22 protein-coding genes are annotated in these 25,229 nt (G+C 56.4%); 3 read left to right on the top strand and 19 right to left on the bottom strand.

Going from position 1 to position 25,229, the window contains the following annotated elements:
• Window positions 1-20 precede the first annotated feature (20 nt).
• The 8 genes from glgX to PYR66_01430 all read right to left on the bottom strand — a co-directional run bounded on the left by glgX (window position 21) and on the right by PYR66_01430 (window position 11,139).
• Window positions 21-1,997, bottom strand: coding sequence for a glycogen debranching protein GlgX (gene glgX / locus PYR66_01465; protein ID WEF28433.1), 1,977 nt, complete (start codon window positions 1,995-1,997; stop codon window positions 21-23).
• Window positions 1,997-4,180: a 1,4-alpha-glucan branching enzyme gene (gene glgB, locus PYR66_01460; GenBank protein WEF28432.1), complete on the bottom strand. Its 2,184-nt coding sequence runs from the start codon at window positions 4,178-4,180 to the stop codon at window positions 1,997-1,999. The genes glgX and glgB overlap by 1 nt, the downstream gene beginning before the upstream one ends.
• Window positions 4,181-4,418: 238 nt before the next feature.
• Window positions 4,419-5,525, bottom strand: coding sequence for an aspartate-semialdehyde dehydrogenase (gene asd, locus PYR66_01455; GenBank protein ID WEF28431.1), 1,107 nt, complete (start codon window positions 5,523-5,525; stop codon window positions 4,419-4,421).
• A 474-nt stretch (window positions 5,526-5,999) separates the two neighbouring features.
• Window positions 6,000-7,340 carry a gluconate transporter gene (gene gntU / locus PYR66_01450; protein WEF28430.1) on the bottom strand — a complete coding sequence of 447 codons (1,341 nt, stop codon included), beginning with the start codon at window positions 7,338-7,340 and terminating at the stop codon, window positions 6,000-6,002.
• Window positions 7,340-7,870, bottom strand: coding sequence for a gluconokinase (gene gntK, locus PYR66_01445; GenBank protein ID WEF28429.1), 531 nt, complete (start codon window positions 7,868-7,870; stop codon window positions 7,340-7,342). Before gntK ends, gntU begins: the two co-directional genes overlap by 1 nt.
• A gap of 193 nt (window positions 7,871-8,063) precedes the next feature.
• Window positions 8,064-9,059: a gluconate operon transcriptional repressor GntR gene (gene gntR / locus PYR66_01440; GenBank protein WEF28428.1), complete on the bottom strand. Its 996-nt coding sequence runs from the start codon at window positions 9,057-9,059 to the stop codon at window positions 8,064-8,066.
• Window positions 9,060-9,284: 225 nt separating this feature from the next.
• Window positions 9,285-9,980 carry a pirin family protein gene (locus PYR66_01435; protein WEF28427.1) on the bottom strand — a complete coding sequence of 232 codons (696 nt, stop codon included), beginning with the start codon at window positions 9,978-9,980 and terminating at the stop codon, window positions 9,285-9,287.
• A 121-nt stretch (window positions 9,981-10,101) separates the two neighbouring features.
• Window positions 10,102-11,139 (bottom strand): oxidoreductase, encoded by a 1,038-nt coding sequence (locus PYR66_01430; GenBank protein WEF28426.1) that lies wholly within the window; start codon window positions 11,137-11,139, stop codon window positions 10,102-10,104.
• A 324-nt stretch (window positions 11,140-11,463) separates the two neighbouring features.
• Here PYR66_01430 and yhhY point away from each other — a divergent pair, with 324 nt between their 5' ends.
• Window positions 11,464-11,958 carry an N-acetyltransferase gene (yhhY, locus tag PYR66_01425; protein ID WEF28425.1) on the top strand — a complete coding sequence of 165 codons (495 nt, stop codon included), beginning with the start codon at window positions 11,464-11,466 and terminating at the stop codon, window positions 11,956-11,958.
• A 40-nt stretch (window positions 11,959-11,998) separates the two neighbouring features.
• Here yhhY and ggt read toward each other — a convergent pair whose 3' ends face one another.
• Window positions 11,999-13,741 carry a gamma-glutamyltransferase gene (gene ggt, locus PYR66_01420; protein WEF28424.1) on the bottom strand — a complete coding sequence of 581 codons (1,743 nt, stop codon included), beginning with the start codon at window positions 13,739-13,741 and terminating at the stop codon, window positions 11,999-12,001.
• 123 nt (window positions 13,742-13,864) lie between these two features.
• On the opposite strand from ggt, the gene PYR66_01415 reads away from it, so the two are divergent.
• A complete protein-coding gene (locus PYR66_01415; protein WEF28423.1) occupies window positions 13,865-14,185 on the top strand; it encodes a DUF2756 family protein in 321 nt (106 codons plus the stop codon).
• A gap of 24 nt (window positions 14,186-14,209) precedes the next feature.
• On the opposite strand, the gene ugpQ is transcribed toward PYR66_01415, so the two are convergent.
• The 10 genes from ugpQ to livK all read right to left on the bottom strand — a co-directional run bounded on the left by ugpQ (window position 14,210) and on the right by livK (window position 24,313).
• Complete coding sequence (gene ugpQ, locus PYR66_01410) at window positions 14,210-14,950, bottom strand: glycerophosphodiester phosphodiesterase (GenBank protein ID WEF28422.1); 741 nt, start codon at window positions 14,948-14,950, stop codon at window positions 14,210-14,212.
• The gene (locus PYR66_01405) at window positions 14,947-16,017 is read right to left on the bottom strand and encodes a sn-glycerol-3-phosphate import ATP-binding protein UgpC (GenBank protein WEF28421.1); all 1,071 of its coding nucleotides are present in this window, start codon (window positions 16,015-16,017) and stop codon (window positions 14,947-14,949) included. Before PYR66_01405 ends, ugpQ begins: the two co-directional genes overlap by 4 nt.
• Before the next feature lies 1 nt (window position 16,018).
• A complete protein-coding gene (ugpE, locus tag PYR66_01400; protein ID WEF28420.1) occupies window positions 16,019-16,864 on the bottom strand; it encodes a sn-glycerol-3-phosphate ABC transporter permease UgpE in 846 nt (281 codons plus the stop codon).
• Complete coding sequence (gene ugpA / locus PYR66_01395; protein WEF28419.1) at window positions 16,861-17,748, bottom strand: sn-glycerol-3-phosphate ABC transporter permease UgpA; 888 nt, start codon at window positions 17,746-17,748, stop codon at window positions 16,861-16,863. Before ugpA ends, ugpE begins: the two co-directional genes overlap by 4 nt.
• Before the next feature lie 118 nt (window positions 17,749-17,866).
• On the bottom strand, window positions 17,867-19,183 hold the full coding sequence (gene ugpB, locus PYR66_01390; protein ID WEF28418.1) for a sn-glycerol-3-phosphate ABC transporter substrate-binding protein UgpB: 1,317 nt from the start codon (window positions 19,181-19,183) through the stop codon (window positions 17,867-17,869).
• 271 nt (window positions 19,184-19,454) lie between these two features.
• Entirely contained in the window at window positions 19,455-20,168 is a 714-nt protein-coding gene (gene livF, locus PYR66_01385; protein ID WEF28417.1) for a high-affinity branched-chain amino acid ABC transporter ATP-binding protein LivF, read from the bottom strand.
• Window positions 20,169-20,185: 17 nt separating this feature from the next.
• Window positions 20,186-20,953 carry a high-affinity branched-chain amino acid ABC transporter ATP-binding protein LivG gene (livG, locus tag PYR66_01380; protein WEF28416.1) on the bottom strand — a complete coding sequence of 256 codons (768 nt, stop codon included), beginning with the start codon at window positions 20,951-20,953 and terminating at the stop codon, window positions 20,186-20,188.
• On the bottom strand, window positions 20,950-22,227 hold the full coding sequence (gene livM, locus PYR66_01375) for a branched chain amino acid ABC transporter permease LivM (protein ID WEF28415.1): 1,278 nt from the start codon (window positions 22,225-22,227) through the stop codon (window positions 20,950-20,952). Before livM ends, livG begins: the two co-directional genes overlap by 4 nt.
• Window positions 22,224-23,150, bottom strand: coding sequence for a high-affinity branched-chain amino acid ABC transporter permease LivH (gene livH, locus PYR66_01370; GenBank protein WEF28414.1), 927 nt, complete (start codon window positions 23,148-23,150; stop codon window positions 22,224-22,226). Before livH ends, livM begins: the two co-directional genes overlap by 4 nt.
• A gap of 53 nt (window positions 23,151-23,203) precedes the next feature.
• Window positions 23,204-24,313: a high-affinity branched-chain amino acid ABC transporter substrate-binding protein LivK gene (gene livK / locus PYR66_01365; GenBank protein WEF28413.1), complete on the bottom strand. Its 1,110-nt coding sequence runs from the start codon at window positions 24,311-24,313 to the stop codon at window positions 23,204-23,206.
• A 422-nt stretch (window positions 24,314-24,735) separates the two neighbouring features.
• Here livK and panM point away from each other — a divergent pair, with 422 nt between their 5' ends.
• Window positions 24,736-25,119 (top strand): aspartate 1-decarboxylase autocleavage activator PanM, encoded by a 384-nt coding sequence (gene panM / locus PYR66_01360; GenBank protein ID WEF28412.1) that lies wholly within the window; start codon window positions 24,736-24,738, stop codon window positions 25,117-25,119.
• The last annotated feature ends 110 nt before the right edge of the window (window positions 25,120-25,229 follow it).

The following is a 25,229-nucleotide window of genomic DNA, read 5'->3' as shown; positions in this document are numbered from 1 at the left end:
GCGCCGAAAACCCCCAGGGATTACGACCTTTGAAATACGCACACTCCGTGCGCGGGCCCATGCCAGACAGCCATGATGACCGGATTATCCTCTCCGGCGAATGGAGGAACGGCGCGCCATTCCCCCGCAGGTAAAACCATTTCCGCCACCTCGGGGGCGGCGTTCAGCGTAATTAACCAACGATCGGACAACAGAATCTGCATACGCGCGGCGCCATGCTGCCACTCGTCGGCGTTTAATGGCCGCCCCTGCGGGTTGAGCCAGCGAACGTTGCCGTCTTGTTCCTGCCACCACTGATTGCGGGTTAACGCTGGAATTCGCCGACGCAGATGGATAAGCGCCACGACAAATGCGGTGAGCCCGCGATTCGCCCGCTGCCAATCCAGCCAGGTTAACGCATTGTCCTGACAGTACGCGTTATTGTTGCCGTGCTGACTATGACCATGTTCATCGCCCGCCAGCAGCATGGGCGTCCCTTGCGACAGCAGCAGCGTAGTTAAGAGCGCATGCACGCTATCTCGCCGTCGTTCAATCACCGGAAGATGGGCGTCTAACCCCTCTATACCATGATTGTTACTGTAGTTATTGTTAGTCCCATCGCGATTTTCTTCGCCGTTCGCCTCATTATGTTTCTGATTGAAACAGACACAATCGCGTAGGGTGAAACCATCGTGCGCCGTGATCAGATTCACCGTCGCCGCAGGCCGCTTACCATCACGGGCGTAGAGATCGCTGGACGCGGCGAAGCGCCGGGCGAAGTCACCCAACGACACGTTTTGTTGCAACCAGAAACGCCGCGCGGTATCGCGAAAATGGTCATTCCATTCGGCAAACAGCGGCGGGAAGTTCCCCACCTGATAGCCGCCCGGACCAATATCCCAGGGTTCAGCAATCAGCTTGATTGCCGACAGAACCGGATCGCGGCGAATCGCCTCGAACAGCGGCGCATCCTGGCGAAAATCCGGCGTGCGCCCCATCACCGACGCCAGGTCGAAACGGAAGCCGTCGACATGGCACTCGTCGACCCAAAAACGCAGGCACTGCAGGGCATACTCCACAACCCCCGGATGGCTGAGATTGAGCGTGTTGCCGCAGCCGGTCCAGTTGTGATAATCACCGTCGTCTCTGATCCAATAATAGCTGCGGTTATCGATACCGCGCAGAGAGATGGTCGGCCCTTCGAGATCGATTTCCGCGCTATGATTAAGCACGATATCAAGGATCACTTCGATACCCGCCGCGTGCAGCGCTTTTACCGCCTCGCGGAACTCATCAAGCGCCCGCAGTGGTTGGCTGGCGTAGCGCGGTTCCAGCGCAAACAGCGCCAGCGGGTTGTAGCCCCAATAGTTGCTCAGACCCATTCGCTGCAGGCGAGGCTCGCTGGCGAACTGCGCTACTGGCATCAATTCCAGCGCGGTTATGCCCAGACGGCGAAAATAGTCGATCATCAGCGGATGGCCCAGCGCCTTATAAGTACCGCGGATCGCCTCCGGCAACTCCGGATGCAGCCAGGTCAGCCCTTTGACATGCGCTTCATAAATCACCGTTTCGCCCCACGGCGTGCGCGGCGGTTTATCGCCAAGCCAGTCGTAGCGTAGATCAACCACCTGCGCCTTCGGCGCAATGGCCGCGCTATCGCGGCCGTCCGGTTCGTCCATGCCGCCGTGTAGACGCTCGTCATCCGGCAACGCTCCCACAACCTGATGCGCACAGGGGTCGAGTAGTAACTTGGCGGGATTGAAACGCTGCCCCTGCGCCGGATCCCACGGCCCGTGGACGCGATAGCCATAACGCAGCCCCGGACGGGCATCGGCCAGCCAGCCGTGCCAGATATCGCCGCTGCGCGCCGGCAGGTCGAAACGCCGCTCATTGCCCTGCTCGTCGAACACGCACAGTTCCACCCGCTCGGCGTGGGCGGAAAACAGAGTGAAATTCACCCCTTTGCCGTCATAGCTGGCGCCCAGCGGCGCGGGTTTTCCTGCAGCGAGCGTCGTCATCAGGCCTCCCGCACCAGCCAGATTGTCGCCAGCGGCGGCAGCGTAATCGACAGCGAGTGCTCGCGTCCGTGGCTGGCGACAGGCTCGCTCTCCACGACACCGCCGTTACCGGCGTTACTGCCGTGATAATGGCTTGAGTCTGTATTCAGCTCCTCGCGCCAACGTCCCGGCTGGTTAATGCCAAAACGGTAGTGATGGCGCGGCACCGGAGTGAAGTTGCTGGCGACGATGATTTCGTTACCGGCCTTGTCACGACGCACGAAGACAAAGACTGAACGTTCATGATCGTCGACCACCAGCCATTCGAAGCCATATGGGTCGAAATCAAGCTCGTGCAGCGCTTTATGGTGGCGATAGGTGTGGTTCAGATCGCGCACCAGCCGTTGCACGCCGTGGTGCCAGTTATCGCCGCCTTCCAGCAGATGCCAGTCAAGGCTTGCATCATGGTTCCATTCACGTCCCTGAGCGAATTCATTGCCCATAAACAACAGCTTTTTGCCCGGGAAGGCGAACAGCCAGCCATAGTAGGCGCGCAGGTTGGCGAACCGCTGCCACGCATCGCCTGGCATACGATCGAGAATCGATTTTTTGCCGTGCACCACTTCATCGTGGGAGAGCGGCAAGACGAAGTTTTCGGTGTAGTTGTAGAGCATGCCGAAGGTCATCTTGTCGTGGTGGAACTGGCGATGCACCGGATCGAGTTTCATGTAATCCAGGGTGTCATGCATCCAGCCGAGGTTCCATTTGAACCAGAAACCGAGGCCGCCATCGGCAGGCGGGCGCGATACGCCGGCAAAATCGGTGGACTCTTCCGCCATCGTCACCGCCCCTGGCGTTTGTTCGCCAAGAATGCGGTTAGTGTTGCGCAGAAACTCAATCGCTTCGAGGTTTTCCCGCCCGCCATATTCGTTGGGGATCCACTCGCCCTCTTTACGGCTATAGTCGCGGTAGATCATTGAGGCCACCGCATCGACGCGCAGGGCATCAATGCCGAAGCGCTCAATCCAGTACAGCGCGTTGCCCACCAGGAAGTTGCTGACTTCGCGGCGACCGTAGTTATAGATGAGGGTATTCCAGTCCTGGTGGTAGCCTTCTCGCGGGTCGCTGTGTTCATACAGCGAGGTACCGTCAAACGCAGCCAGCGCGAAATCATCCGCCGGGAAATGACCCGGAACCCAGTCGAGAATGACGTTGAGACCTGCGGCGTGGGCGGCGTCGATGAAATAACGAAAATCATCGCGGGTGCCGAAGCGACGAGTCGGCGCGTAGAGCCCGGTCGGCTGATAACCCCAACTGCCGTCAAACGGATGTTCGTTAACCGGCAGCAGCTCAAGATGAGTAAATCCCATCCATTTCGCGTATGGCACGAGCTGGTCGGCGAGTTCGCGATAACTCAGCCAGAAATTGTTGTCGGTATGGCGGCGCCACGAGCCGAGATGCACTTCATAGATGGAAATGGCAGCATCAAACTGGTTCGCCGCCTTGCGCTCCACTGGCTGTTCGACTTTCGGCGGCAGATCGCAGATAAGCGAGGCGCTTTCCGGGCGCATCTGCGCTTCAAAGGCGTAAGGGTCGGCTTTCACCCGCAGGTGACCATGTGCGTCGATCAGTTCGAATTTATACAGCTGACCGTTAAGCGCGCCGGGGACAAACAGCTCCCAGATACCTGACTCTTTGCGCAGGCGCATCGGGTGGCGACGGCCATCCCAGTAGTTGAATTGCCCGACCACAGAGACACGACGGGCGTTAGGTGCCCATACCGAAAAACGCGTGCCGGTAACGCCATCCATGGTGTCGGCATGCGCGCCCAGGGTTTCGTAAGGGCGCAGGTGCGTGCCTTCCGACAACAGCCATGCGTCGACATCCTGCAGCAACGGGCCGAAACGGTAAGGGTCGTCAATCAGATTTTGCTGCCCGTGCCAGGTGACGGCCAGCTGATAGCGAAAAACGTTTTTACGCCGCGGCAGCGTGCCGCTAAAGAATCCGCGCGAGTCGAGGCATTCAAGTTTGCCGACTTTACGCCCGGTTTTCGGTTCGATAACCCACACATCAGTGGCGTCTGGTAATAATGCGCGAACTTCCAGCCCGGCGTCGGTACGGTGCATGCCAAGCACGGAAAAAGGATCCGCGAAATGACCTGCGATAAGCGCATTAATCACGTCTCTATCGATACGATTAGACATGCTTTCATCCTGTTGTAGGTGTCGCCCTTTCCTGTAACCGGCGACTTTTTTTGACCTGAACGGCACAGCACTAACGTGCATCCTCCTGCTCCGTCCCACCTTCAGGTAAGGAACTCCTTACTTAAAGCATAGCCAAGGCTGTGTTACCTCCGAGGGGAAAAATCCAACATCCGCGTTTACTCCTTGTATTACGCAAAAAAAAGGGATGTATCCACACCCCTTATCGTTCGTCCTGTCGTTACGCCAGCTGCCGTAGCATGCGGCGCAGCGGTTCGGCGGCGCCCCAGAGCAGCTGGTCGCCGACGGTAAAGGCCGACAGGTACTCCGGGCCCATATTCAGTTTACGCAGGCGCCCAACCGGGGTCGTCAGGGTGCCGGTCACCGCGGCTGGGGTCAGCTCGCGCATGGTGATGTCGCGATCGTTCGGCACCACTTTGGCCCACGGGTTGTGCGCGGCCAGCAGTTCCTCAACGGTCGGGATAGAAACATCTTTCTTCAGCTTGATGGTGAATGCCTGGCTATGGCAGCGCAGCGCGCCAACACGTACACACAGGCCATCGACCGGAATCGGCGCGGCGGTGGCGAGGATCTTGTTGGTCTCCGCCTGGCCTTTCCACTCTTCGCGGCTCTGGCCGTTATCCAGCTGTTTGTCGATCCATGGGATCAGGCTGCCCGCCAGCGGTACGCCAAAGTTATCGACCGGCAGGTCGCCGCTGCGCGTCAGCGAGGTCACCTTACGTTCAATATCCAGAATCGCGGAAGCCGGGTTCGCCAGTTCGCTCGCCACGTGACCATGCAACTGGCCCATCTGGCTCAGTAGTTCGCGCATATGCCGCGCGCCGCCGCCGGAGGCCGCCTGGTACGTCGCCACGCTGGCCCACTCCACCAGATCATGGGCAAACAGGCCGCCGAGGGACATCAGCATCAGGCTCACCGTACAGTTGCCGCCGACGAAGGTTTTGATGCCGTTATTCAGGCCTGCGGTAATCACATTCTGGTTAACCGGGTCGAGAATAATGATCGCATCGTCTTTCATGCGCAGCGAGGAAGCCGCGTCAATCCAGTAGCCCTGCCAGCCGCTTGCGCGCAGCTTCGGGTAAATCTCGTTGGTGTAATCGCCGCCCTGGCACGTGACAATAATGTCCAGTGCCTTCAGCGCTTCCAGATCGAACGCATCCTGAAGCGTGCCACCGGTACTGCCGCCGAATGACGGCGCAGCCTGTCCCAACTGGGAGGTGGAGAAGAAAATCGGGCGAATGGCGTCGAAATCACGCTCTTCCACCATGCGTTGCATGAGAACAGAGCCGACCATTCCACGCCAACCGATAAAACCAACATTTTTCATAACGTATTCCTGCGAGGTGTGTGCTGTTAGTGCCAGGCCAGTTTCCAACTGGGATGTCCATCACATTACAAAATGCAGCTAAAGTCGCAAGTGAAATTAATCAATGATTGCCCGGCAATCAGAAAAGCAACTTATTCCACACTCCACCCACCGTCGCGGGGAATCATAAAAAGCATAAAGATTATCGGGGAAATAACCCGCGCAATGGAATCTTTTCTGTCGCTATTTTATTGATCCTGAATATGGATTCATTCGGAAATTTTGCGATTTTCCGCTTGCGCTAAAAAACCGACAACCCCTGATATAGCAAGCTTTGACGAGCAGTACGAGCATCTTCGTAGCAGTAATAGTAGCACCAGGGAAGAGAGGGAAAAGAGGGGGAAATCACGTGTTATTGAGAAGAAGCCAGGGTAAACGGTGTTCCCCGGTTTTTTACCCGACCGCGTGTGCCGTGGTCGGGTAAATTATTTTGACTTAGCTCAGCAGCTGGAAGGCAATCATCCCAACAATCGCGCCGGTGGTGCCGAGGATGGTTTCCATCATCGTCCAGGTTTTCAGCGTCTGCGCTTCTGTGGCACCGGTAAACTTACCGAACAGCCAGAAGCCAGCGTCGTTAACGTGGCTCACTACAATCGAACCACCCGCGATACAGATGGACAGAGCTGCCATCTGCGCACCACTGTAGTTCAGCTGTTCAATGACCGGCATCACCAGGCCGACCGCCGTCAGACACGCGACGGTTGCGGAACCCTGAATGATACGTACCGCCGCAGCCAGCACGAAGCAGGTAATCGCAATCGGCAGCCCCATACCGGTCAACGCTTCACCCAGCGCCGGGCCGACGCCGGAGTCAACCAGCACCTGCTTGAAGACGCCGCCTGCGCCAATCACCAGCAGGATAATCCCCGCCGGCTGCAGCGCGTGACCGCAGATTTCCATGACGCGATCTTTCGCCATCCCCTGACGTACCGCCAGGCCGTAGATCGCCACCAGGCAGGCCACCAGAATCGCGGTGAACGGGTGACCGATAAATTCAAACCACTCGTAGGCGTGAGAACCCACCGGCACAAAGCGCGCGGCAATAGTTTTCAGGCCAACCAGCACCAGCGGCAGCAGGATCAGCGCAAGGCTGAAACCGAAGGACGGCATCTTGCCTTCGCCAAGATGCGGTTCGCTGATATCGTCAGGAATGTGCAGCTCAACGTAGCGGCTGATGAAGTTGCCCCACAGCGGCCCGGCGATAATCATCCCCGGAATCGCGGCGCACAGGCCAATCAGGATCATCCAGCCAAAGTCGGCGTGCATTTGCGAAGCCAGCAGCATCGGCGCGGGCCCCGGCAGCAAGAACGCCGCCGCCGCCGCGACGCCGGCAAACAGCGGGATCACCAGCTTCACAAGGTTAGTACCGGTATGGCGCGCCATGGAGAAGGCGACGCTAATCAGCAACACGATCGCGACTTCGAAAAACAGCGGCAGCGCGCAGATAAGACCGGCCAGGCCAATCGCATAGTGTGCGCGGTTGTGGCCGAAGGACTTCAGCATTTTCACAGCAATTTGGTCAACGGCGCCGGTTTCATGCAGGATCTTACCGAACATCGCCCCCAGCGCGACGACTATCGCCAGAAAGCCCAGCGTGCCGCCCATCCCTTTTTCCATCGTCGCCGCAATTTTATCCAGCGGCATGCCGGAAAAGAGGCCCGCGCCGATAGAAACCACCATCAAAGCCACGAAGGCGTGCATACGCGCCTTCATGACTAAAAACAGCAGCAGCAATACTGAGCCAACTGCTGTTAAAACAAGCGTTAAAGTACTCACTAGTTACTGCCTTTGTTAATCACCTCAATGGTGCTGGCGACCACGCCTTCCAGTGACTGGTCGATATCAACGATAAGCACATCGCTTTCGTCGGCGCTCGGTTCCTGCAGCGTGTCAAACTGCGTTACCAACATTTGGGTTTTGAAGAAGTGGCCTTTACGCGCCTTCAGACGGTTTTCAATCACGTCGAAGTCGCCTTTCAGGTAGATGAAGGAGAGGTTCGGGTTGCCCTTACGCAGAATATCGCGGTAGCTCTTTTTCAGTGCGGAACACACGATCAGCGAGACTTTATTGGTACGCTGCATAGCAAACGCCGCGTCATTCAACGCTTGCAGCCACGGCGTACGATCATCGTCGTTCAGGGGTTCGCCGGACGCCATTTTGGTGATGTTGCTACGCGGATGCAGAAAATCGCCATCGAGAAACGCGGCCTGCAGTTGATGCGCCACTTCACTGGCGACGGCGGATTTACCACTGCCGGAAACGCCCATCAGGACATAGACGTGGTGATCATGGTTAGTCGTGCTCAAAGCGTCCTCCCACTGGACTGGTATGCCGCGCCGGGGCTGACTCATACAGCGCGAAAGCGGCATATCGGTTAATGATTACGGGCAAGTGTTACGGGTAACTGTTATCGGTAACATTGTCATGCCGGACCCAGGGAGAAGCAATAACCATTCGTGCCAGATGTGAATATGTGTGATCTACTTCAAATTTGTCAGTTTAAATAGATCCGCCCGGTGACAATGTGAAACCTAAATCTAACATCTTAGGGGTAATCGTCTCACCGCGGATGCGCGCCAGCAGGCGCTCGGCGCCTATGCGTCCCATCCGCTCACGTGGGGTCAGTACGCTGGCGAGACGTGGCTCCATCACCTGGCCGATATCGTGGCCGTGGAAACCGGCAATCGCCATGTCGTCCGGGATCTTCAGCCCCAGGCGCTGACACTCAAACGCCGCGCCGACCGCCAGGTCATCGTTAGTACAGAAGATGCCGTCGAGCTGCGGATATTCGCGGCGCGCCTGACGCATTAACTCTATCCCTGATGAGTAGGAGGACGACTGCTCCACCATCACGCTGTAGGGCGTCATCCCGGCGTCATGCATCGCCTGCTCGTACCCCTTCTGTTTGATGATCGTACGTTCATCCAGACGCGCGCCCAGGTAGGCAACGTGGCGGTGGCCGCGGGCAATAATCGCCGCCGTCATCTGCCGGGCCGCTTCAAAGTTGTCAAAACCGACGGCAATGTCGAGGCACGGCGACTGGCTGTCCATCAGCTCAACCACCGGGATCCCGGCGACTTCGATCATTTTGAGGGTACGCGGCGTGTGGGTACGTTCGGTGAGGATCAGGCCGTCAATGTTCCAGGAGAGCATGGATTCAAGGCGTTTCTCTTCCATTTCCGGCTTATAGCCGTAGTGCGCCAGCATAGTTTGATAGCCGAAAGCGTCAGTGACGCTTTCGATGCCGCGCAGCACTTCTGAGAAGACCTGGTTGGTTAACGATGGCAGCAGCACGCCAATGGCGCGGCTGGTGGCGTTAGAGAGGATGTCAGGGGCGCGGTTGGGAATATAACCCAGTTCATCGAGTGCAACAGCAATCTTACCACGCAGGGCCTCAGAAACCTGTTCCGGGTTACGTAAATAGCGACTGACCGTCATTTTGGTCACGCCGACAAGATCGGCTACATCCTGAAGTACGGGTCTTTTCTTTTTCATCGTCCTGACTGTGATCGGCTGGGAAACATTTTCTCAGTTTATCACGGACAAAGCGCAACCTTCCCGGAGAAAAAAGGGCTAAAAGATTTATTTAGAGTTGATACGCAAAATTATTCAAGTTGCATTGAGGCGGCAACGCCACGAATCCCCGGAAGCGTACAAGGGGTACGCGACCGGGGTGAGTGAGGAGAGCCAACAAAAATGCGGCTTGAAGGATGACGCGTATCAGACCGGCGGCAGATCGAACAGCAGAATTTCGCTATCGCTGTCGGCGTGAATCGAAATCGCCTGTTCGTCCCAAATCGCCAGACCATCGCTGGTGGTGGCTTTGGTGCCATTAATGGTCACTTCGCCTTTCACCACCTGGATCCACACACGGCGTTCTGCGGCAATCTGGTGGACCGACTGCTCATCTTTCAGCAGCGCCCAGCGATACAATTCCATATCCTGATGCACTTTCAACGAACCATCACGCGCATCCGGCGACAACACCAGCTGTTTGCCCTGCTCGGCATCAAAGCGGCGCTGCTCGTAACGCGGCGTAATGCCGGTTTCTTCTGGAATAATCCAGATTTGATACAGACGCAGGCGGTCAGTGTTGCTCGGGTTGTATTCCGAGTGACGCACGCCGGTACCCGCGCTCATGATCTGGAACTCGCCAGCCGGAACCTGCTCTTTGTTACCCATGCTGTCCTGGTGCTCTACTGCGCCTTCCAGCACATAAGTCAGGATTTCCATGTCTTTGTGCGGGTGAGTGCCAAAACCCTGGCCGGCGTCGATAACGTCATCGTTGATCACGCGCAGCGCGGAGAAGCCCATAAAATTCGGGTCGTAGTAATTAGCGAAAGAGAAAGTATGCCAGGAATCCAGCCAGCCATGGTTAGCGTGGCCACGTTCGTTAGCTTTGCGTAAAAAGATCATGTTGCACCCCCGTATGTTTTCGATGGACTCAGTGTGGACCCATTCCGTCGGCGATCATAGAGGGTGAAAATTGACTCCTCTGTTCAAAAAATATGAACAAGCGCCGGGGAGCCAATTTTGCTTACTTCGCCAGGGTAATCGTCGCCGGTGAAGGCTGCTCAAAGCCGCGCTGCAGAATCTCCATATTGGTGAGAACTTCAGATTCCTTGACGTAATTCAGCTGACCATTGACGAGGGTGTCATACAGCGCGTCGTACACCCGACCGTAGTCACCGGCCTCCAGCGGCACCTCTTCACGTACCGCCACGCCCGCCTCGTTGATATACACCAGTTGACCGACGCTGTTATCGGCGCCAAACCCCGCTTCACCCGGCATGATATTGGCCTTCAGGCTGGTCTCCTGCTGGTCGATGCCGTATTTCACAAACGAGCCTTTATGACCGTGGACGATAAATTTCGGGTAGTCGATCTGCACCAGATGGCTGGTTTTCACAATCGCCTTCAGGTTGCCGTAGAACAACTGAGCTTCAAACGTGTCATCAGGGTTGGCTTTATTACGCAGCGAACGCAGGTCGTAGGCAACGTGATCCGGGCGACCAAACAGAGAAATGATCTGGTCCAGGGTATGGACGCCGAGACCGTAGAAATCTCCGCCTTGCGGCCCGCCAGGATTGGTTTCCGCCAGCGGACGGTAGTTATCGAAATGACTTTCAATTTCCACCAGCTCACCGAGCTTACCGCTTTCAATCACTTTTTTAGTGGTCAAAAAGCAGGAATCAAAGCGGCGGTTCTGGTACGGCGTGACCGTCAAACCTTTGCTTTTCGCCAGCGCGAATAGCGCTTTCGCTTCGTCCAGGGTCGGGGTAAACGGCTTTTCGACCAGCACGTTTTTTCCCGCTTCCAGCGCCCGTTTCGCGTATTCGAAGTGGCTGTCAGCGTGAGTGCAGACAACCACCAGCTTGACCTGTGGGTCGTTCAGCACATCGGCGAGATCGCTGGTGAAGTGAATATGTGAATACTGCGGCGCCTGTTCTTCCGGCCTGGCGCTGCGGCGATAAATGTGTGCAACGCGCCAGCGGTCCTGGCGGTGCAGAACGTAAGGAAGGTGGTAGCGGGTGGTGCTTTTACCAAAGCCAATAAATGCGCAGTGCAGAGTCATAATGAGGTCCTTTTAAAGGTGACTCCCCTTACCTTAGCGCAACCCATCAGACGATGCCGCAGATAACGTTCTTGTCGTACCACGAACGCCAGGCGGAAAAAACAGCAAAAAAAAAGCCAGCACCCGGCTGGCTAAAGTAATACTGGAAGCAATGTGAGCAATGTCGTGCTTTCAGGCTTTCCGCAAGGGTCTCCCTGAATGCAGGACAATAATAATCATTCTCATTCGCACTTGTCTACTCTTTTTTGCAAAAAACAGCCATTGACTCACATGATGAAGTCAGTGATGTTTAAAGGGACTTTTCACCCAAATGAGGATTGAGGAATGAGTGACATAGTGATACGCCATGCCGAACCGAAAGATGTCGACGCGATTCGTCAAATTCACGCCCAGCCGGAGGTGTATCGCAACACGCTACAGGTCCCTCATCCTTCCGAGCATATGTGGCAAGAGCGGCTAAGCGATACTGCCGGTGTGAAACAACTCGTGGCCTGTATTGAGGGGCAGGTGGTAGGCCATTTAAGCATTGCGGTAGCCCAGCGCCCGCGCCGAAGCCATGTCGCTGACTTTGGTATTAGCGTGGATTCACGCTGGCATAATCGCGGTATCGCCAGCGCGTTGATGAATACCATGATTGATATGTGCGACAACTGGCTGCGCGTCGATCGTATCGAGCTAACGGTATTCGTGGATAACACCCCCGCAGTGGCGGTGTATAAAAAGTACGGTTTTGAGATCGAAGGTACCGGCAAGCGCTATGCGCTACGCAACGGCGAGTATGTGGATGCCTATTTTATGGCGCGGATGAAGTCATCATGAAGGAATTGCCCGGCGACGTTACGCCTGCCGGGCAAATAACTCAGTATCCCGCCGTCAAATCATCCGGCGAACGTGGATCGGATGCGCCATACAGCGTACCGTCCGGGCCGACCATAATGCTCTGGGTGCTGCCCATCGCCTCTTTCAGCACCACCTTTTGGCCTTTCTCTTCCAGCAGCTTCAGCGTATCCGGGCTAAAGCCTTTTTCAACACGCAGCTCATCCGGCAGCCACTGGTGGTGGAAGCGCGGCGCGTTGGTGGCTTCCGCGACATTCATCCCGAAATCAATGGTATTCACCACCATTTGCAGCACGGTGGTAATGATACGGCTGCCGCCCGGGCTACCGGTCACCAGCCAGGTTTTACCATCTTTGACCACGATGGTCGGCGACATCGACGACAGCGGACGTTTTTTCGGCCCCACCGCGTTAGCATCGCCGCCTACCAGACCATAAACGTTAGGCACACCAGGTTTCGCCGAGAAGTCATCCATCTGGTTATTCAGCAAAATACCGGAGTCGCCCGCCACAATACCGGTGCCGAAAGTGGTGTTCAGCGTATATGTCACCGCCACCGCATTACCGTCCTTATCCACCACTGAGAAGTGGGTGGTCTGGTTGCTTTCATACGGCGCCAGTTTACCCGGACGGATCTGGCTGGAAGGCTTCGCTTTATTCACATCAATTTCGGCGGCGATCGCCTTCGCATAGGCCTTACTGGTCAGCGCTTGCCACGGTACTTTGACGAAGTCAGGATCGCCAAGATACTCCGAGCGATCGGCATAGGCATGTTTTTCCGCTTCCGCCATCACCTGCATGGCGTCAGCGCTGCCGAAGCCATACTTATGCATATCGAAGTTTTCCATGATATTGAGGATCTGTACGATGTGGATCCCGCCGGAGGACGGCGGCGGCATCGAATACACCTCGTAGCCGCGATATTCGCCGCTAATCGGCGTGCGCTCCACCGCTTTGTAGTTGGCAAGATCGGCTTTGGTAATCAGCCCACCGTTCTTTTGCATTTCACCAGCAATCTGGTCGGCGATGGCCCCTTTATAGAAGGCGTCCGGGCCGTGCTCAGCAATCAGCTCCAGGCTTTTACCCAGTTGCTTTTGCACCAGCTTGTCGCCTTTTTTCAGCGGTTCGCCATTCTTCCAGAAGATAGCTTTGCTGTTTTCATGCTGCGGAATCACTTCGCTGCCGTAGGTTTTCAGATCGTCAGCCAGCGCATCGTTGACGATGAAGCCCTCTTCCGCCAGTTTAATCGCCGGGCGGATCACTTTATTCAGCGGCATAGTGCCGTATTTTTCCAGCGCGAGCGAGAAGCCCGCGACGCTGCCCGGGGTGCCGGAAGCTAGGTGGGAAATGAGCGATTTTTTACTGTCAGGGTTGCCATGTTCATCGAGGAACATATCGCGAGTGGCTTTCTCCGGCGCCATTTCACGGAAATCGATCGCCGTTGTTTTACCGTCTTTGGTACGCAGCATCATAAATCCGCCGCCGCCGATATTACCGGCCTGCGGGTGGGTTACCGCCAGCGCATAACCGACCGCCACCGCCGCATCGACGGCATTGCCGCCCTGGCGCAGAATATCCACGCCGATGCGCGTCGCTAACGCATCCACCGAAGCCACCATTCCCTGTTGGGCGCGGACCGGGTGGAACACATCTTCCTCAACGCCATAAGAGACCGGCGGCGGTGGCGGGTTGGCGGCGACGGTAAAGCTCCCGCCCGCCAGCAACGCAGCGATGACCACCTGACGCCATATTGTTGTTTTTATCATTGTCATACTCCTGAAAGTTAGGTTTATATCCCGGCTTAAGCCTGGTTGATAACTCCTAAAAAATCATTGTTATGGCGAAATAGAGATACACTTAAGTGATCCCACGCACGGGAGGAGAAAACAATGAAAGCGATTTTATTTCTGGCGGCGCTGATGCCGCTGAGCGTATTAGCACAGCCGATCAACATCAATAACAGTCCCAACCAGCCGGGATACGTGATTCCCAGCCAGCAGCGGATGCAAAATCAGATGAATGTGCAGCAACAGCAGCAGCAAAGCATGCTGAAGCAGGATCTGAATAACCAGTCCCGCACACAGCAGCAGCATTTGCAGACGCAACTGCAAAATAATCAGCAGCGCGCGCTGCAGGGGGGCACTCTCAATTCGCAGCAGCAGGTGCTGCCTAACACGAACGGCGGGATGCTGCGGCAGACCAACCCATAAGGGCCAGCTGCCGCGAAGCCACGCTTAAGGCTGGAAGTTCGGGCCGATAACGTCAATCGCATCGGTACAGATGCAGTCCACGCCCCAGCTCAGCAGCTCAGCAGCGCGCTGGGGTTTATTGACGGTGTAAACCAGGATATGCAGCCCGGCAGCCTTGAGGCTCGCTACCCGCGCCTCATCCAGCAATTTGTGATTGAGGTGAATCGACACGCAGCCCAGACGGCGAGTCAGTTCGCGCCAGTCATCACGCCAGTCATCCAACAACAGCCCGCGCGGTAGCTCGGGAGCGGCTTCCTGCGCTGCCTCCAGCGCGTCGATTTCAAAGGACGACAGCAGCGGCGCGGTCATCCCGGCCCACAATTCGCGCGCGGCCAGCGCCACCACCTTGCCGGTTTGCGGCCCCAGTCCGGTGGTCGGTTTAATTTCGATATTCGCCATCATGCCGTGTCGACGACAGCGTTCCGCGACCTCGGAGAGCAGCGGCAGCGGCTCGCCCTTAAATTCGCCGCTATACCAGCTACCGGCATCGACCTTCAACAGATCGTGCCACGGCAGCTCGCCAGCCACACCCCAGCCGTTGCTGGTGCGTTCGAGGTTATCGTCGTGCAGCAGAAAAATCTGCTCGTCTTTCGACAGCTTGGCGTCAAATTCGATCATCGTATGCCCGTAGCGGGCGCCAACATCGATCGCCGCCAGAGTATTCTCCGGCGCCAGTTTACCGCCGCCGCGATGGGCGACGATGCGGGGATAAGGCCAGTGACTCATGCGCGTTGTCCTGTTTCACCATCAAAGAGATGCAGATGTTCCAAAGGCAGATGCAACCATAGCGTGCTGCCTCCCGCCGGGCGCTGCTGATGCGGTAATCTGACCACCAGTTTCTGCTCGCCCCAGCGCCCGTGGGCGAGGTTATCGGCGCCTAAAATTTCCAGCGTATCCATCAGCAGCGGAATGCCGCCTTGCGCCTGCGAGCTTAAGATAAAATGCTCCGGGCGGATACCTAGCGTCATTTTACGCCCGGCGTGACGCCGATGCTCGTGATTCATCGGCAACTGCATGCCGCCTTCCAGTTCAAAGCGGCCGCCGTCATCGCTGACGCGTCCATCCAGCAAGTTCATCGCCGGGCTGCCGATAAAGCTTGCCACAAAGCGGCTGGCCGGTTTTTCATACACTTCAATCGGGGTGCCAATCTGTTCGGCGACGCCTTTGTTCATCACCATCACCCGCTGGGCAAGGGTCATCGCCTCGACCTGATCGTGAGTGACGTACAGTGAGGTGGTCTTCAGGCGGCGGTGGAGCTGCTGCAGTTCAAGGCGCATCTGCACGCGCAGCTTGGCGTCGAGGTTTGACAGCGGTTCATCGAACAAAAATACCGCCGGGTCACGCACGATGGCGCGGCCCATTGCCACGCGCTGGCGCTGGCCACCGGAGAGTTCGCGCGGGCGGCGCTTGAGCAGGCCGTCCAGCTCAAGAATACGCGCCGCTTCTTGTACGCGTTCGTCAATGAGTCCCTTGCCCATACCGCGAATTTTCAGCCCCCACGCCATGTTCTCTTCCACGCTCATATGCGGGTAAAGGGCATAGTTCTGGAACACCATTGCAATACCGCGGTCCTTCGGTTCCATCTCCGTCACGCGCTTGCTATCGATCCAGATATCACCGCTGGTCACCCGCTCCAGCCCGGCCACCATACGCAGCAACGTCGATTTGCCACAGCCCGAAGGGCCGACCATAACGATAAATTCCCCGTCCGCCACATCCAGCGTCAGCGGTTGAATCACCTGGGTTTTACCATCCCAGCTTTTGGTTACTGCTTGTAGTTTTAAACCAGCCATTTTATTTCTCACTATCGACCAGGCCACGCACAAACGCGCGCTGCATGGCTAAAACGATGACGACCGGCGGGATCAGGGTCAGCAGCATCGCCGCCATCACCTGATTCCACTGGGTAGTCCCTTCGCCGGTAGCGATCATGCCTTTGATACCGGCGACCGCGGTGCCAAGATTCACATCCTGAATAATCAGCAACGGCCACAGGTATTGGTTCCAGCCGTAAATAAAGGTGATAACGAACAGCGCCGCGAGGTTGGTTTTCGACAGCGGCAGTACGATGTCGCGGAAAAAGCGCATCGGCGAAGCGCCATCAATACGCGCCGCTTCAATCAGCTCATCCGGCAGGGTCATAAAGAACTGGCGGAATAAGAAAGTCGCGGTCGCCGAGGCCATCAACGGCAGCGTTAACCCGGCATAGCTGTCGAGCATTTTAAGGTTGGCGATCACTTCCACCGTCGGGAAAATACGCACTTCTACTGGCAACATCAGGGTAATAAAGATCATCCAGAAGAACAGGTTACGCAGCGGAAAGCGGAACCAGACAATAGCGAAAGCGGACAGCATCGATACCGCGATTTTGCCCACCGTAATGCCGAACGCCATGATGAAGCTGTTGAGCATCATCAGCCAGAAGGGCGCGCTGTTCGCGCCGACGCCGTTCACCCAGATGATCTTCATGTTCTCCAGCAAATGTCCGCCGGGGATAAGCGTCATCGGCGTTTCGAACACCGATTTGTTATCCAGCGTCGCCGCCACAAAGGCGACATACAGCGGGAACAAAATGACGGCAATGCCCAGAATCAGCATGGTATGGCTGAAAATCGTCAGCCCGCGACGGTTCTCAATCATTGGTAACGCACCTTACTTTCAACGTAACGGAACTGCACCACCGTCAGAATAATGACGAGGAACATCAGCACCACCGACTGCGCGGCGGAAGCGGAAAGGTCGAGGCCAGCGAAACCTTCGCGATAGATTTTGTAAATCAGCGTGGTCGTCGCCTGCACCGGGCCGCCAGCGGTTGCGGCATCGATCACCGGGAAGGTATCGAAGAAGGCGTAAACCAGATTGACCACCAGCAGGAAGAAGCTCACCGGCGCAATCAGCGGCAGCGCCAGTTTAAAGAAACGGCGAATCGGCCCGGCGCCGTCAATGGCGGCAGCTTCAACCAGTGAACGCGGGATCGATTGCAGCGCGGCGAAAAAGAACAAGAAGTTATAGCTAATCTGCTTCCATACCGAGGCGAACACCACCAGGAACATCGCCTGGCCGCTGTGTTGCGCGTGGTTCCAGTCGTAACCCAGCTCACCGAGGAAATGGGTTATCAGCCCGCGTCCTGGGTTGAAAAGGAAGATCCACAGCACGGCCGCCACGGCAGGCGCGACGGCATACGGCAGCAGCATCAGCGTCTGATAGAAGCGGCTGCCGCGCACCACGTAGTCAACCAGCGCGGCGAAGAATAGCGGAACCAGCAGGCCGCTGACGGTGACCATGGTACTAAATTTAATGGTGGTCCAGAATGAGTCCAGATAGTACGGGTCATGGAATAGCGTGACGAAGTTATCCAGGCCGACAAACTGGCTGGAAAGGCCAAAAGGATCGACGCTTTGCAGCGAATACCACAGCGCCTCGCCCGCGGGCCAGATGAAAAAGATAACGGTGATAATCAGCTGCGGCGCGACCAACACATAAGGCAGCCAGCGCGATTTAAACACCGGACGGGATGATGACATAGTTAAACTCTGAGTTGGTTTCCCCTCACCCCGGCCCTCTCCTCAAAGGGGCGAGGGAGAAAGGCGGGTCCCCTCTCCCCTTTGGGGAGAGGGTTAGGGTGAGGGGGTTAGTCAATGATTAAGACTTGGTCGATTGCTCGAAGCGACGCAGCAGCTGATTCCCACGCTCTACCGCAGAGTCCAGCGCCTGCTGAGGCGTTTTCTTACCGGTCCACACGCTCTCCAACTCCTCATCAACGATGGTGCGGATCTGCGGCATGTTGCCCAGACGCAGGCCTTTGGTGAACGGCAACGGCGGTTTGTTCAGCATCTGGCGGGTGGCGATATCGGCGCCCGGGTTCTTATCATAGAAGCCCTGCTGGCGCGTCAGATCGTAAGCGGCGGTGGTAATCGGCAGATAGCCGGTTTTCTGATGCCACTCGGCGGCGTTTTCCGGCTTAGTCAGGAACTCAAGGAACTTCGCCACGCCGGTATACGTTTCTTTGTCTTTGCCCTGCATCACCCACAGGCTGGCCCCGCCGATGATGGCGTTCTGCGGCGCGCCTTTGACGTCGGCATCGTAAGGCATCATGCCTACGCCGTAGTTAAATTTAGCGTACTGACGAATATCAGCCAGCGAGCCGGAAGAGGCGGTGGTAATCGCGCAGTCGCCGTTATAGAACTTCTCGGTGGACTCGTCTTTACGCCCGAAGTAGCTGAAATAGCCCTTCTTGTTCATCTCTTCGAGCATGGCGATATGCTTCACCTGCTCTGGTTTGTTGAACTCAAGTACCGCGTCGGTGCCGTCGAAACCGTTATTTTGGGTGGCGACCGGCAGCCCATGCCAGGCGCTGAAGTTTTCAATCTGGATCCAACCCTGCCAACCGCTGGCGTAGCCGCACTTCATACCGGAAGCTTTCAGCTTAGCGGTATAAGCCGCCAGGTCCTGCCAGGTTTTCGGCGGCTGTTCCGGATCTAAACCGGCTTTTTTGAAGGCGTCTTTGTTGTAATACAGCACCGGAGTGGAGCTGTTAAACGGCTGGGAGAGTAAATGGCCGGTTTTAGAATCGGTGTAATAACCGGAGACCGTCGGTACGAACTGCGATTCATCAAACTTAATGCCTGCATCGCTAAAGACCTGATACACCGGCTTAATGGCTTTCGACGCCATCATGGTCGCGGTACCGACTTCATACACCTGCAGAATCGCCGGGGCATTGCCGGTGCGGAAGGCGGCGATACCCGCGCTCAGACTCTGTTCGTAGTTGCCTTTGTACACCGGAACAATTTTGTAATCCGGGTTGGCTGCGTTGAAACGTTGCGCCAGAGAATCAACTTCTTTACCCAACTCCCCTTCCATTGAGTGCCAGAACGGGATGGTGGTTACTGCCAGTGCCTGGCCGGCAAATGCCAGACTCAGCGTCAGTCCTAAAGCTGTATGTCGTAACGATATCATCGGTTATCTCTCTTGTTGTTCTGGATGCGCGATTTCACGCGTTTTATGCTCGCGGGGTAACATGACATGTTCGAATTACAGAAAAATAACTTTTTTATTACAAAAAAAAGATAGTAACGGGTCAGTGAGATGACAAGCTGATGAAAGGACGAGGGAAGTAAAGTGGGAGCTGAGACACGGATAATATTCGTGCGATCGGCTCCCGGGGTCGGCGCAAGCGCCTCGCCCGGGCTACAATCCGGCCAAGTGAACGACGCCGGGTTACGACGAATTAACCGCCGAGATAGGCGCTGCGCACTGCTTCGTTCGCCAGCAATGCGTCGCCGGTATCTTCGAGCACCACGTGGCCGTTTTCCAGCACGTAGCCGCGGTCGGCCAGCTTAAGCGCCTGGTTGGCGTTTTGCTCGACCAGGAAGATAGTCATCCCCTGTTCACGCAACTGCTCAATGGTGTCGAATATCTGCTGGATAATAATCGGCGCCAGCCCCAGCGAAGGTTCATCCAACAGGAGCAGGCGCGGCTCGCTCATCAGAGCGCGGCCAATTGCCAGCATCTGTTGCTCGCCGCCGGACATGGTTCCGGCGCGCTGAACGCGACGTTCGTGCAGCCGCGGGAACAGCTCATATACCCACTTAATACGGGTCTGGAACTGATCGCGGTCGGCAAAAAAGCCGCCCATCGCCAGGTTCTCTTCCACCGTCATGCGCGAAAAGACCCGCCGCCCTTCCGGCACAATCGCCACCGCTTCACGCATGATTTTCGCGGTCTGCCAGTCGGTAATATCCTTGCCGTCAAAGACAATTCGCCCGCTGGAGGCGCGCGGATCGCCGCACAGCGTCCCGAGCAACGTGGTTTTCCCCGCGCCGTTGGCGCCGATAAGCGTCACAATCTCACCCTGCTTGATATGCAGGCTGACGTTGTGCAGCGCCTGGATCTTGCCGTAGTGGGCGCTTACGTTGTCAAAAGATAACATCGTTTTTTCCATCTTATGCGTCACCACCATTATGCTTCACCTAAATAGGCGCGGATCACGTCCGGGTTATTACGAATTTCTTCCGGCGTCCCGTTAGCCAGCGGCGTCCCCTGGTTAACGACGTAGATGCGATCGGAAATACCCATCACCAGCTTCATATCGTGTTCGATAAGCAGAATGGTGGTGTTGTGATGGCTACGCAGCTCAGCGATCAGCTCATCCAGCTCTTTGGTCTCTTTCGGGTTCAGCCCCGCCGCGGGCTCATCAAGCATCAGGATTTCCGGCTGGGTCACCATGCAGCGGGCGATCTCCAGGCGACGCTGGTCGCCGTAGGCCAGGTTGCTGGCCTGGCGGTTAGCGTGCTCCAGCAGACCGATACGCTCAAGCCAGGCGGCGGCACGATCCAGCGCTTCGCTTTGCGCGCGGCGGAAAGACGGCGTTTTCAGCAGACCGGAGAAAACGCCGGTTTTCAGCTGCTGATGTTGCGCCACCAGCAGGTTTTCAATCACCGTCATTTCGCGGAACAGACGCACGTGCTGGAACGTTCGCACCACACCCATACGCGCAATCTGCTGACCCGGCAGACCTTCCAGGTGTTGGTCGCGTAGCATAATAGTGCCGCCGGTCGGTTTGTAGAAACCGGTCAGGCAGTTGAAGACCGTGGTTTTCCCCGCGCCATTCGGACCGATTAAGGAGACAATTTCCTGCGGGCGCAGCTCCAGCGAAACGTTATTGACCGCCAGCAGGCCGCCAAAACGCATCATCAGGCCGCTAACGGATAATAATGGCTGACTCATGCCTGCTCTCCTTTTGCCTGACCGTTTTTCAGCTTCAGCTGCGGACGCGTCATCGGCAGAAGCCCCTGCGGACGCCAGATCATCATCAGCACCATCAAACCACCCAGCATTAACATGCTGTATTCGTTGAAATCACGCATCAACTCGCGCGATACCACCAGCAGCACGGCGGCCAGGATCACCGCAAACTGTGAGCCCATCCCGCCCAACACCACGATCGCCAGCACAAAGGCGGACTCCGCAAAGGTGAAGGATTCCGGGCTGACAAAACCCTGACGCGCGGCGAACAGCGTTCCGGCGAAACCGGCAAACGCGGCGCTGATAGTAAAAGCGGTCAGCTTGATGCGTGTCGGGCTCAGGCCCAACGAACGACAGGCGATCTCATCTTCACGCAGCGCTTCCCACGCGCGGCCCAACGGCATGCGCAGCAGGCGGTTGATCACAAACAGGCTCAGAACCACCAACAGCAGCGCCACCAGATAGAGGAAAATCACCCGGTCGCTGGGGTCGTACTTCAGGCCAAAGAAGTTGCTGAATGTATCCCAGCCGCCTTCGCGGGCGCTGCGGCTAAACTCAAGACCGAAGAAGGTCGGTTTCGGGATCTGGCTGATGCCATTAGGCCCACCGGTGATATCGGTGTTGTTAAGCAGCAGAATACGCACGATCTCGCCGAAGCCTAAGGTCACGATCGCCAGGTAGTCGCCGCGCAGACGCAGCACCGGGAAGCCCAGCAGGAACCCAGCCGCCGCCGAAACCAGCCCGGCCAGCGGCAGGCAGGTCCAGAAGCCGAGACCATAATAGTGGTTCAGCAGCGCGAAGGTATACGCGCCGATAGCGTAGAACCCGCCATAGCCCAGCACCAGCAGACCGGAGAGCCCGACCACCACGTTCAGGCCGAGGCCGAGGATGATATAAATCATCGTCAGGGTGGCGATATCCACCGTTCCGCGCGACACCATAAACGGCCATGCCACGGCAATCACCAGCAAGGCAATCAGGAACAGCTTCTGTTTCACCGTCGAACCGTCAATCGCCGGCATAATAAACTTCGGTCCGGAGACGTTCTTAACCGCCTTCTGGAACAGCGGTCGCAGCAGCTGGAAGAAAAAGACCACCGCGGTACCGATAAAGATCCACTGCCAGCGAATATCGGCGGCGGTATCCACCACCAGCTTAGTGCCGTCCAGTTCCAGCTGCACGCCCATGAAGACGCCCGCCAGAATAAAGAACATCACGGCGGACAGCAGCGCCATCGCAATTTGCATCGGTTTCATACTTTTTCTACCTCCGGGCGGCCCAGGATACCCGTCGGCATGACTAACAGCACCAGGATCAGCAGCGCGAAGGAGACAACGTCTTTATATTCGGTGCTGAGATAGGCAGAAGAGAGCGCTTCGGCAATACCCAGAATCAGGCCGCCGATCATCGCGCCAGGGATACTGCCGATGCCGCCAAGTACCGCGGCGGTAAAGGCTTTCATCCCGGCCATAAAGCCGATGTAGGGGTTAATCACGCCATAGAACTGCCCCAGCAACACGCCAGCAACCGCCGCCATCGCCGCGCCGATCACAAAAGTCAGCGCAATTACACGGTCGGTGTTGATGCCAAGCAGGCTAGCCATTTTCAGATCTTCGGCACAGGCGCGGCAGGCGCGGCCCATCCGCGAGTAGCGAATAAAGATGGTCAGCGCCAGCATGGCGACAAAGGTGACTACCCAGATCATCAGCTGCATGGTGGTGATAGTGGCAGAGAAGTTATCACTGTGGCCGACAATCCACTGACCGTTAAACAGGCTCGGCAGCGCCACATCGCGCGAGCCTTGGGTCAGGCTGACGTAGTTCTGCAAGAAGATGGACATCCCGATAGCGGAAATCAACGCAATCAAACGTTTGGAGCTGCGTACCGGCCGGTAGGCCACGCGTTCGATACTCCAGCCGTAGGCGCTGGCGATAATAATGGCGCCGATAAATCCGGCGGCGACGAGCAGCCAGCTAGTATCGATGCCCATCATCATCAAGGCGGCGATGATCATGAAGGAGACGTAGCTGCCAATCATGTAAACCTCGCCGTGGGCGAAGTTAATCATGCCGATAATGCCGTACACCATCGTATAACCGATGGCGATCAGCGCGTAGGTACTGCCCAGCGTGACGCCGTTAAACATCTGCTGCAGAAAATAAAGAAACTGCTCGGACATAAGGTAACCTTTTTCATGCCGCCCGCGCGATACGGGCGGTGGGATAACGCGTCTTACTGGGCGACGGTGGATGAACCATCCGCGTGCCACTGGAAGACACCAAATTCAAATCCCTTCAGATCGCCTTTATCATCCCAATTCAGCGGCCCAATCACGGTCTTCGCGCCGTGAGCTTTCAAATCTTTGATTAAATCCAGCGGCTGTCGACTGCCGGTTCTGTCCATCGCCTGCGCCAGCGACTGAACGGCGGCATAGGTGATCCAGACATACGGGCCGCTCGGATCTTTTTTATCCGCCTTCAGCGCTTCAACGATAGCGCTGTTGGCCGGATCCTGGTCATAGCGTTTTGGCATCGTCACCAGCATGCCTTCCGCCGCCGCACCAGCGATGTTCGACAGAGAAGCGTTACCCACCCCTTCCGGTCCCATAAACTGCGTTTTCAGGCCAACGGATCGCGCCTGACGCAGCATCTGCCCCATTTCCGGGTAGTAACCACCGTAGTAGACGAAGTCGATGTTCTCTTTCTTCAGACGCGCCAGCAGCGCGGAGAAATCTTTTTCACCAGCGGTGATGCCGTCAAAGAAGACGATATTGGCGCCGGCTTTCTTCAGGTTGTCCTGAACGGAACGCGCCAGACCTTCACCGTATTGCTGCTTGTCATGAATAATCGCAATACGCTGCGGCTTCACGTGCTCAAGGATATATTTCGCCGCGGTCGGCCCCTGTGAGGAGTCGAGCCCGGCGGTACGCATGATGTACTGATAACCGCGTTGGGTCAGCTCCGGGTTGGTTGCCCCCGGGGAGATCATCAGGATACCTTCATCTTCATAGATATCAGATGCCGGCTGAGTCGAAGAGGAACACAGGTGGCCGATAACGTACTGAATACCGTCATTAACGATTTTGTTGGCCACCGCAACCGCCTGTTTTGGGTCGCAGGCGTCGTCATATTCGACGCCAACCAGTTTGTCGCCTTTAATGCCGCCGCTGGCGTTGATGTCTTTAATCGCCTGGCGCGCGCCGTTGAATTCCATATCGCCCCACTGGGCAACCGGGCCAGACATCGCGCCGACCACGGCGACTTTAATATCCTTTGCCATCGCTACGTGGGAGATCGCTAATGCGACAACTCCCGCGATGATCGTTTTCGCGTTCCTTTTCATGCTTCAGAACCCCATTCGTGATGTGATGTAAATGTTTTGTATTTTTATGGTTAAAAAGCATTCTGTGCTTTTATTAAACAACGCCATTTTTACCATTAACTTTAATGGTTTAGCGCAGTTTTTTGCCTGAAATATGATTAAAATCTCTATTTTTCAGGTGATTAAGAAAAGATAATATTCTGGTTTTAGGTGAAGATAAACAAAAAAAAGTCCAGTTTGCAGCATAAAATAACGGTACATAAGGCGGAATAAAACGCTACCTATTAGGTTAAAATTCTGCTTATTTTTCGATCCATGATGTATTGCGCTACCTCTGTGTAACCAGGAAAACGAATCCCCTGATGCGCGCGTTAAAAACAGCGCCCCGTCAAACGACAAATTTGGGTACACTGAGGCATCTGTTTTGACTGGAATTGCCGCGTATGAAGCTCACCATTATCCGTTTACAGCACTTCAGCGATCAGGATCGCATCGATTTGGCTAAAATCTGGCCGTCGCAGGATCTTGCGGCGTTGACGCTGGATGATAGCCATCGTATTTACGCCGCCCGTTTTAACGAGCGTCTACTGGGTGCTGTGCGCGTGACCCTGCGTGGTGTCGAAGGCGAACTCAGCGATCTGCACGTGCGCGAAGTCACCCGTCGTCGCGGCGTCGGGCAATATTTAGTGGAAGAGACGTTGAGCGACAACCCGAACATCAACAGCTGGCGTATCGCCGATAGCGGTGTGGAAGACCGCGGCGTGATGGCGGCATTTATGCAGGCGCTCGGTTTCAGCGCCCAGCAAAACGGTTGGGAAAAGCATTAAGCAGTAACCCCGGCGGCGCTTTGCCTGGCCGGGCTACCTGACTGTTGTAGCCCCGGTAAGCGCAGCGCGACCGGGGTTGAGGGACGTAGACAACGCATCTGCGGCGTGAA

It is taken from the genome of Klebsiella aerogenes (assembly GCA_029027985.1).
Lineage (GTDB): Bacteria > Pseudomonadota > Gammaproteobacteria > Enterobacterales > Enterobacteriaceae > Klebsiella > Klebsiella aerogenes_A.
This window is presented reverse-complemented; position numbering and strand designations above follow the sequence as displayed.

Bases quoted from the DNA above. Each gene is read 5' to 3' on its own strand.
- PYR66_01430 (WEF28426.1), bottom strand. From the start codon at position 11,139: ATGACTCTGCACTGCGCATTTATTGGCTTTGGTAAAAGCACCACCCGC.
- ugpE (WEF28420.1), bottom strand. From the start codon at position 16,864: ATGATTGAGAACCGTCGCGGGCTGACGATTTTCAGCCATACCATGCTG.
- asd (WEF28431.1), bottom strand. From the start codon at position 5,525: ATGAAAAATGTTGGTTTTATCGGTTGGCGTGGAATGGTCGGCTCTGTT.
- ugpA (WEF28419.1), bottom strand. From the start codon at position 17,748: ATGTCATCATCCCGTCCGGTGTTTAAATCGCGCTGGCTGCCTTATGTG.
- ggt (WEF28424.1), bottom strand. From the start codon at position 13,741: ATGATAAAAACAACAATATGGCGTCAGGTGGTCATCGCTGCGTTGCTG.
- livG (WEF28416.1), bottom strand. From the start codon at position 20,953: ATGAGTCAGCCATTATTATCCGTTAGCGGCCTGATGATGCGTTTTGGC.
- glgB (WEF28432.1), bottom strand. From the start codon at position 4,180: ATGTCTAATCGTATCGATAGAGACGTGATTAATGCGCTTATCGCAGGT.
- livK (WEF28413.1), bottom strand. From the start codon at position 24,313: ATGAAAAGGAACGCGAAAACGATCATCGCGGGAGTTGTCGCATTAGCG.
- glgX (WEF28433.1), bottom strand. From the start codon at position 1,997: ATGACGACGCTCGCTGCAGGAAAACCCGCGCCGCTGGGCGCCAGCTAT.
- yhhY (WEF28425.1), top strand. From the start codon at position 11,464: ATGAGTGACATAGTGATACGCCATGCCGAACCGAAAGATGTCGACGCG.
- ugpB (WEF28418.1), bottom strand. From the start codon at position 19,183: ATGATATCGTTACGACATACAGCTTTAGGACTGACGCTGAGTCTGGCA.
- PYR66_01435 (WEF28427.1), bottom strand. From the start codon at position 9,980: ATGATCTTTTTACGCAAAGCTAACGAACGTGGCCACGCTAACCATGGC.
- panM (WEF28412.1), top strand. From the start codon at position 24,736: ATGAAGCTCACCATTATCCGTTTACAGCACTTCAGCGATCAGGATCGC.
- gntR (WEF28428.1), bottom strand. From the start codon at position 9,059: ATGAAAAAGAAAAGACCCGTACTTCAGGATGTAGCCGATCTTGTCGGC.
- PYR66_01405 (WEF28421.1), bottom strand. From the start codon at position 16,017: ATGGCTGGTTTAAAACTACAAGCAGTAACCAAAAGCTGGGATGGTAAA.
- livH (WEF28414.1), bottom strand. From the start codon at position 23,150: ATGTCCGAGCAGTTTCTTTATTTTCTGCAGCAGATGTTTAACGGCGTC.
- ugpQ (WEF28422.1), bottom strand. From the start codon at position 14,950: ATGAGTCACTGGCCTTATCCCCGCATCGTCGCCCATCGCGGCGGCGGT.
- PYR66_01415 (WEF28423.1), top strand. From the start codon at position 13,865: ATGAAAGCGATTTTATTTCTGGCGGCGCTGATGCCGCTGAGCGTATTA.
- livF (WEF28417.1), bottom strand. From the start codon at position 20,168: ATGGAAAAAACGATGTTATCTTTTGACAACGTAAGCGCCCACTACGGC.
- livM (WEF28415.1), bottom strand. From the start codon at position 22,227: ATGAAACCGATGCAAATTGCGATGGCGCTGCTGTCCGCCGTGATGTTC.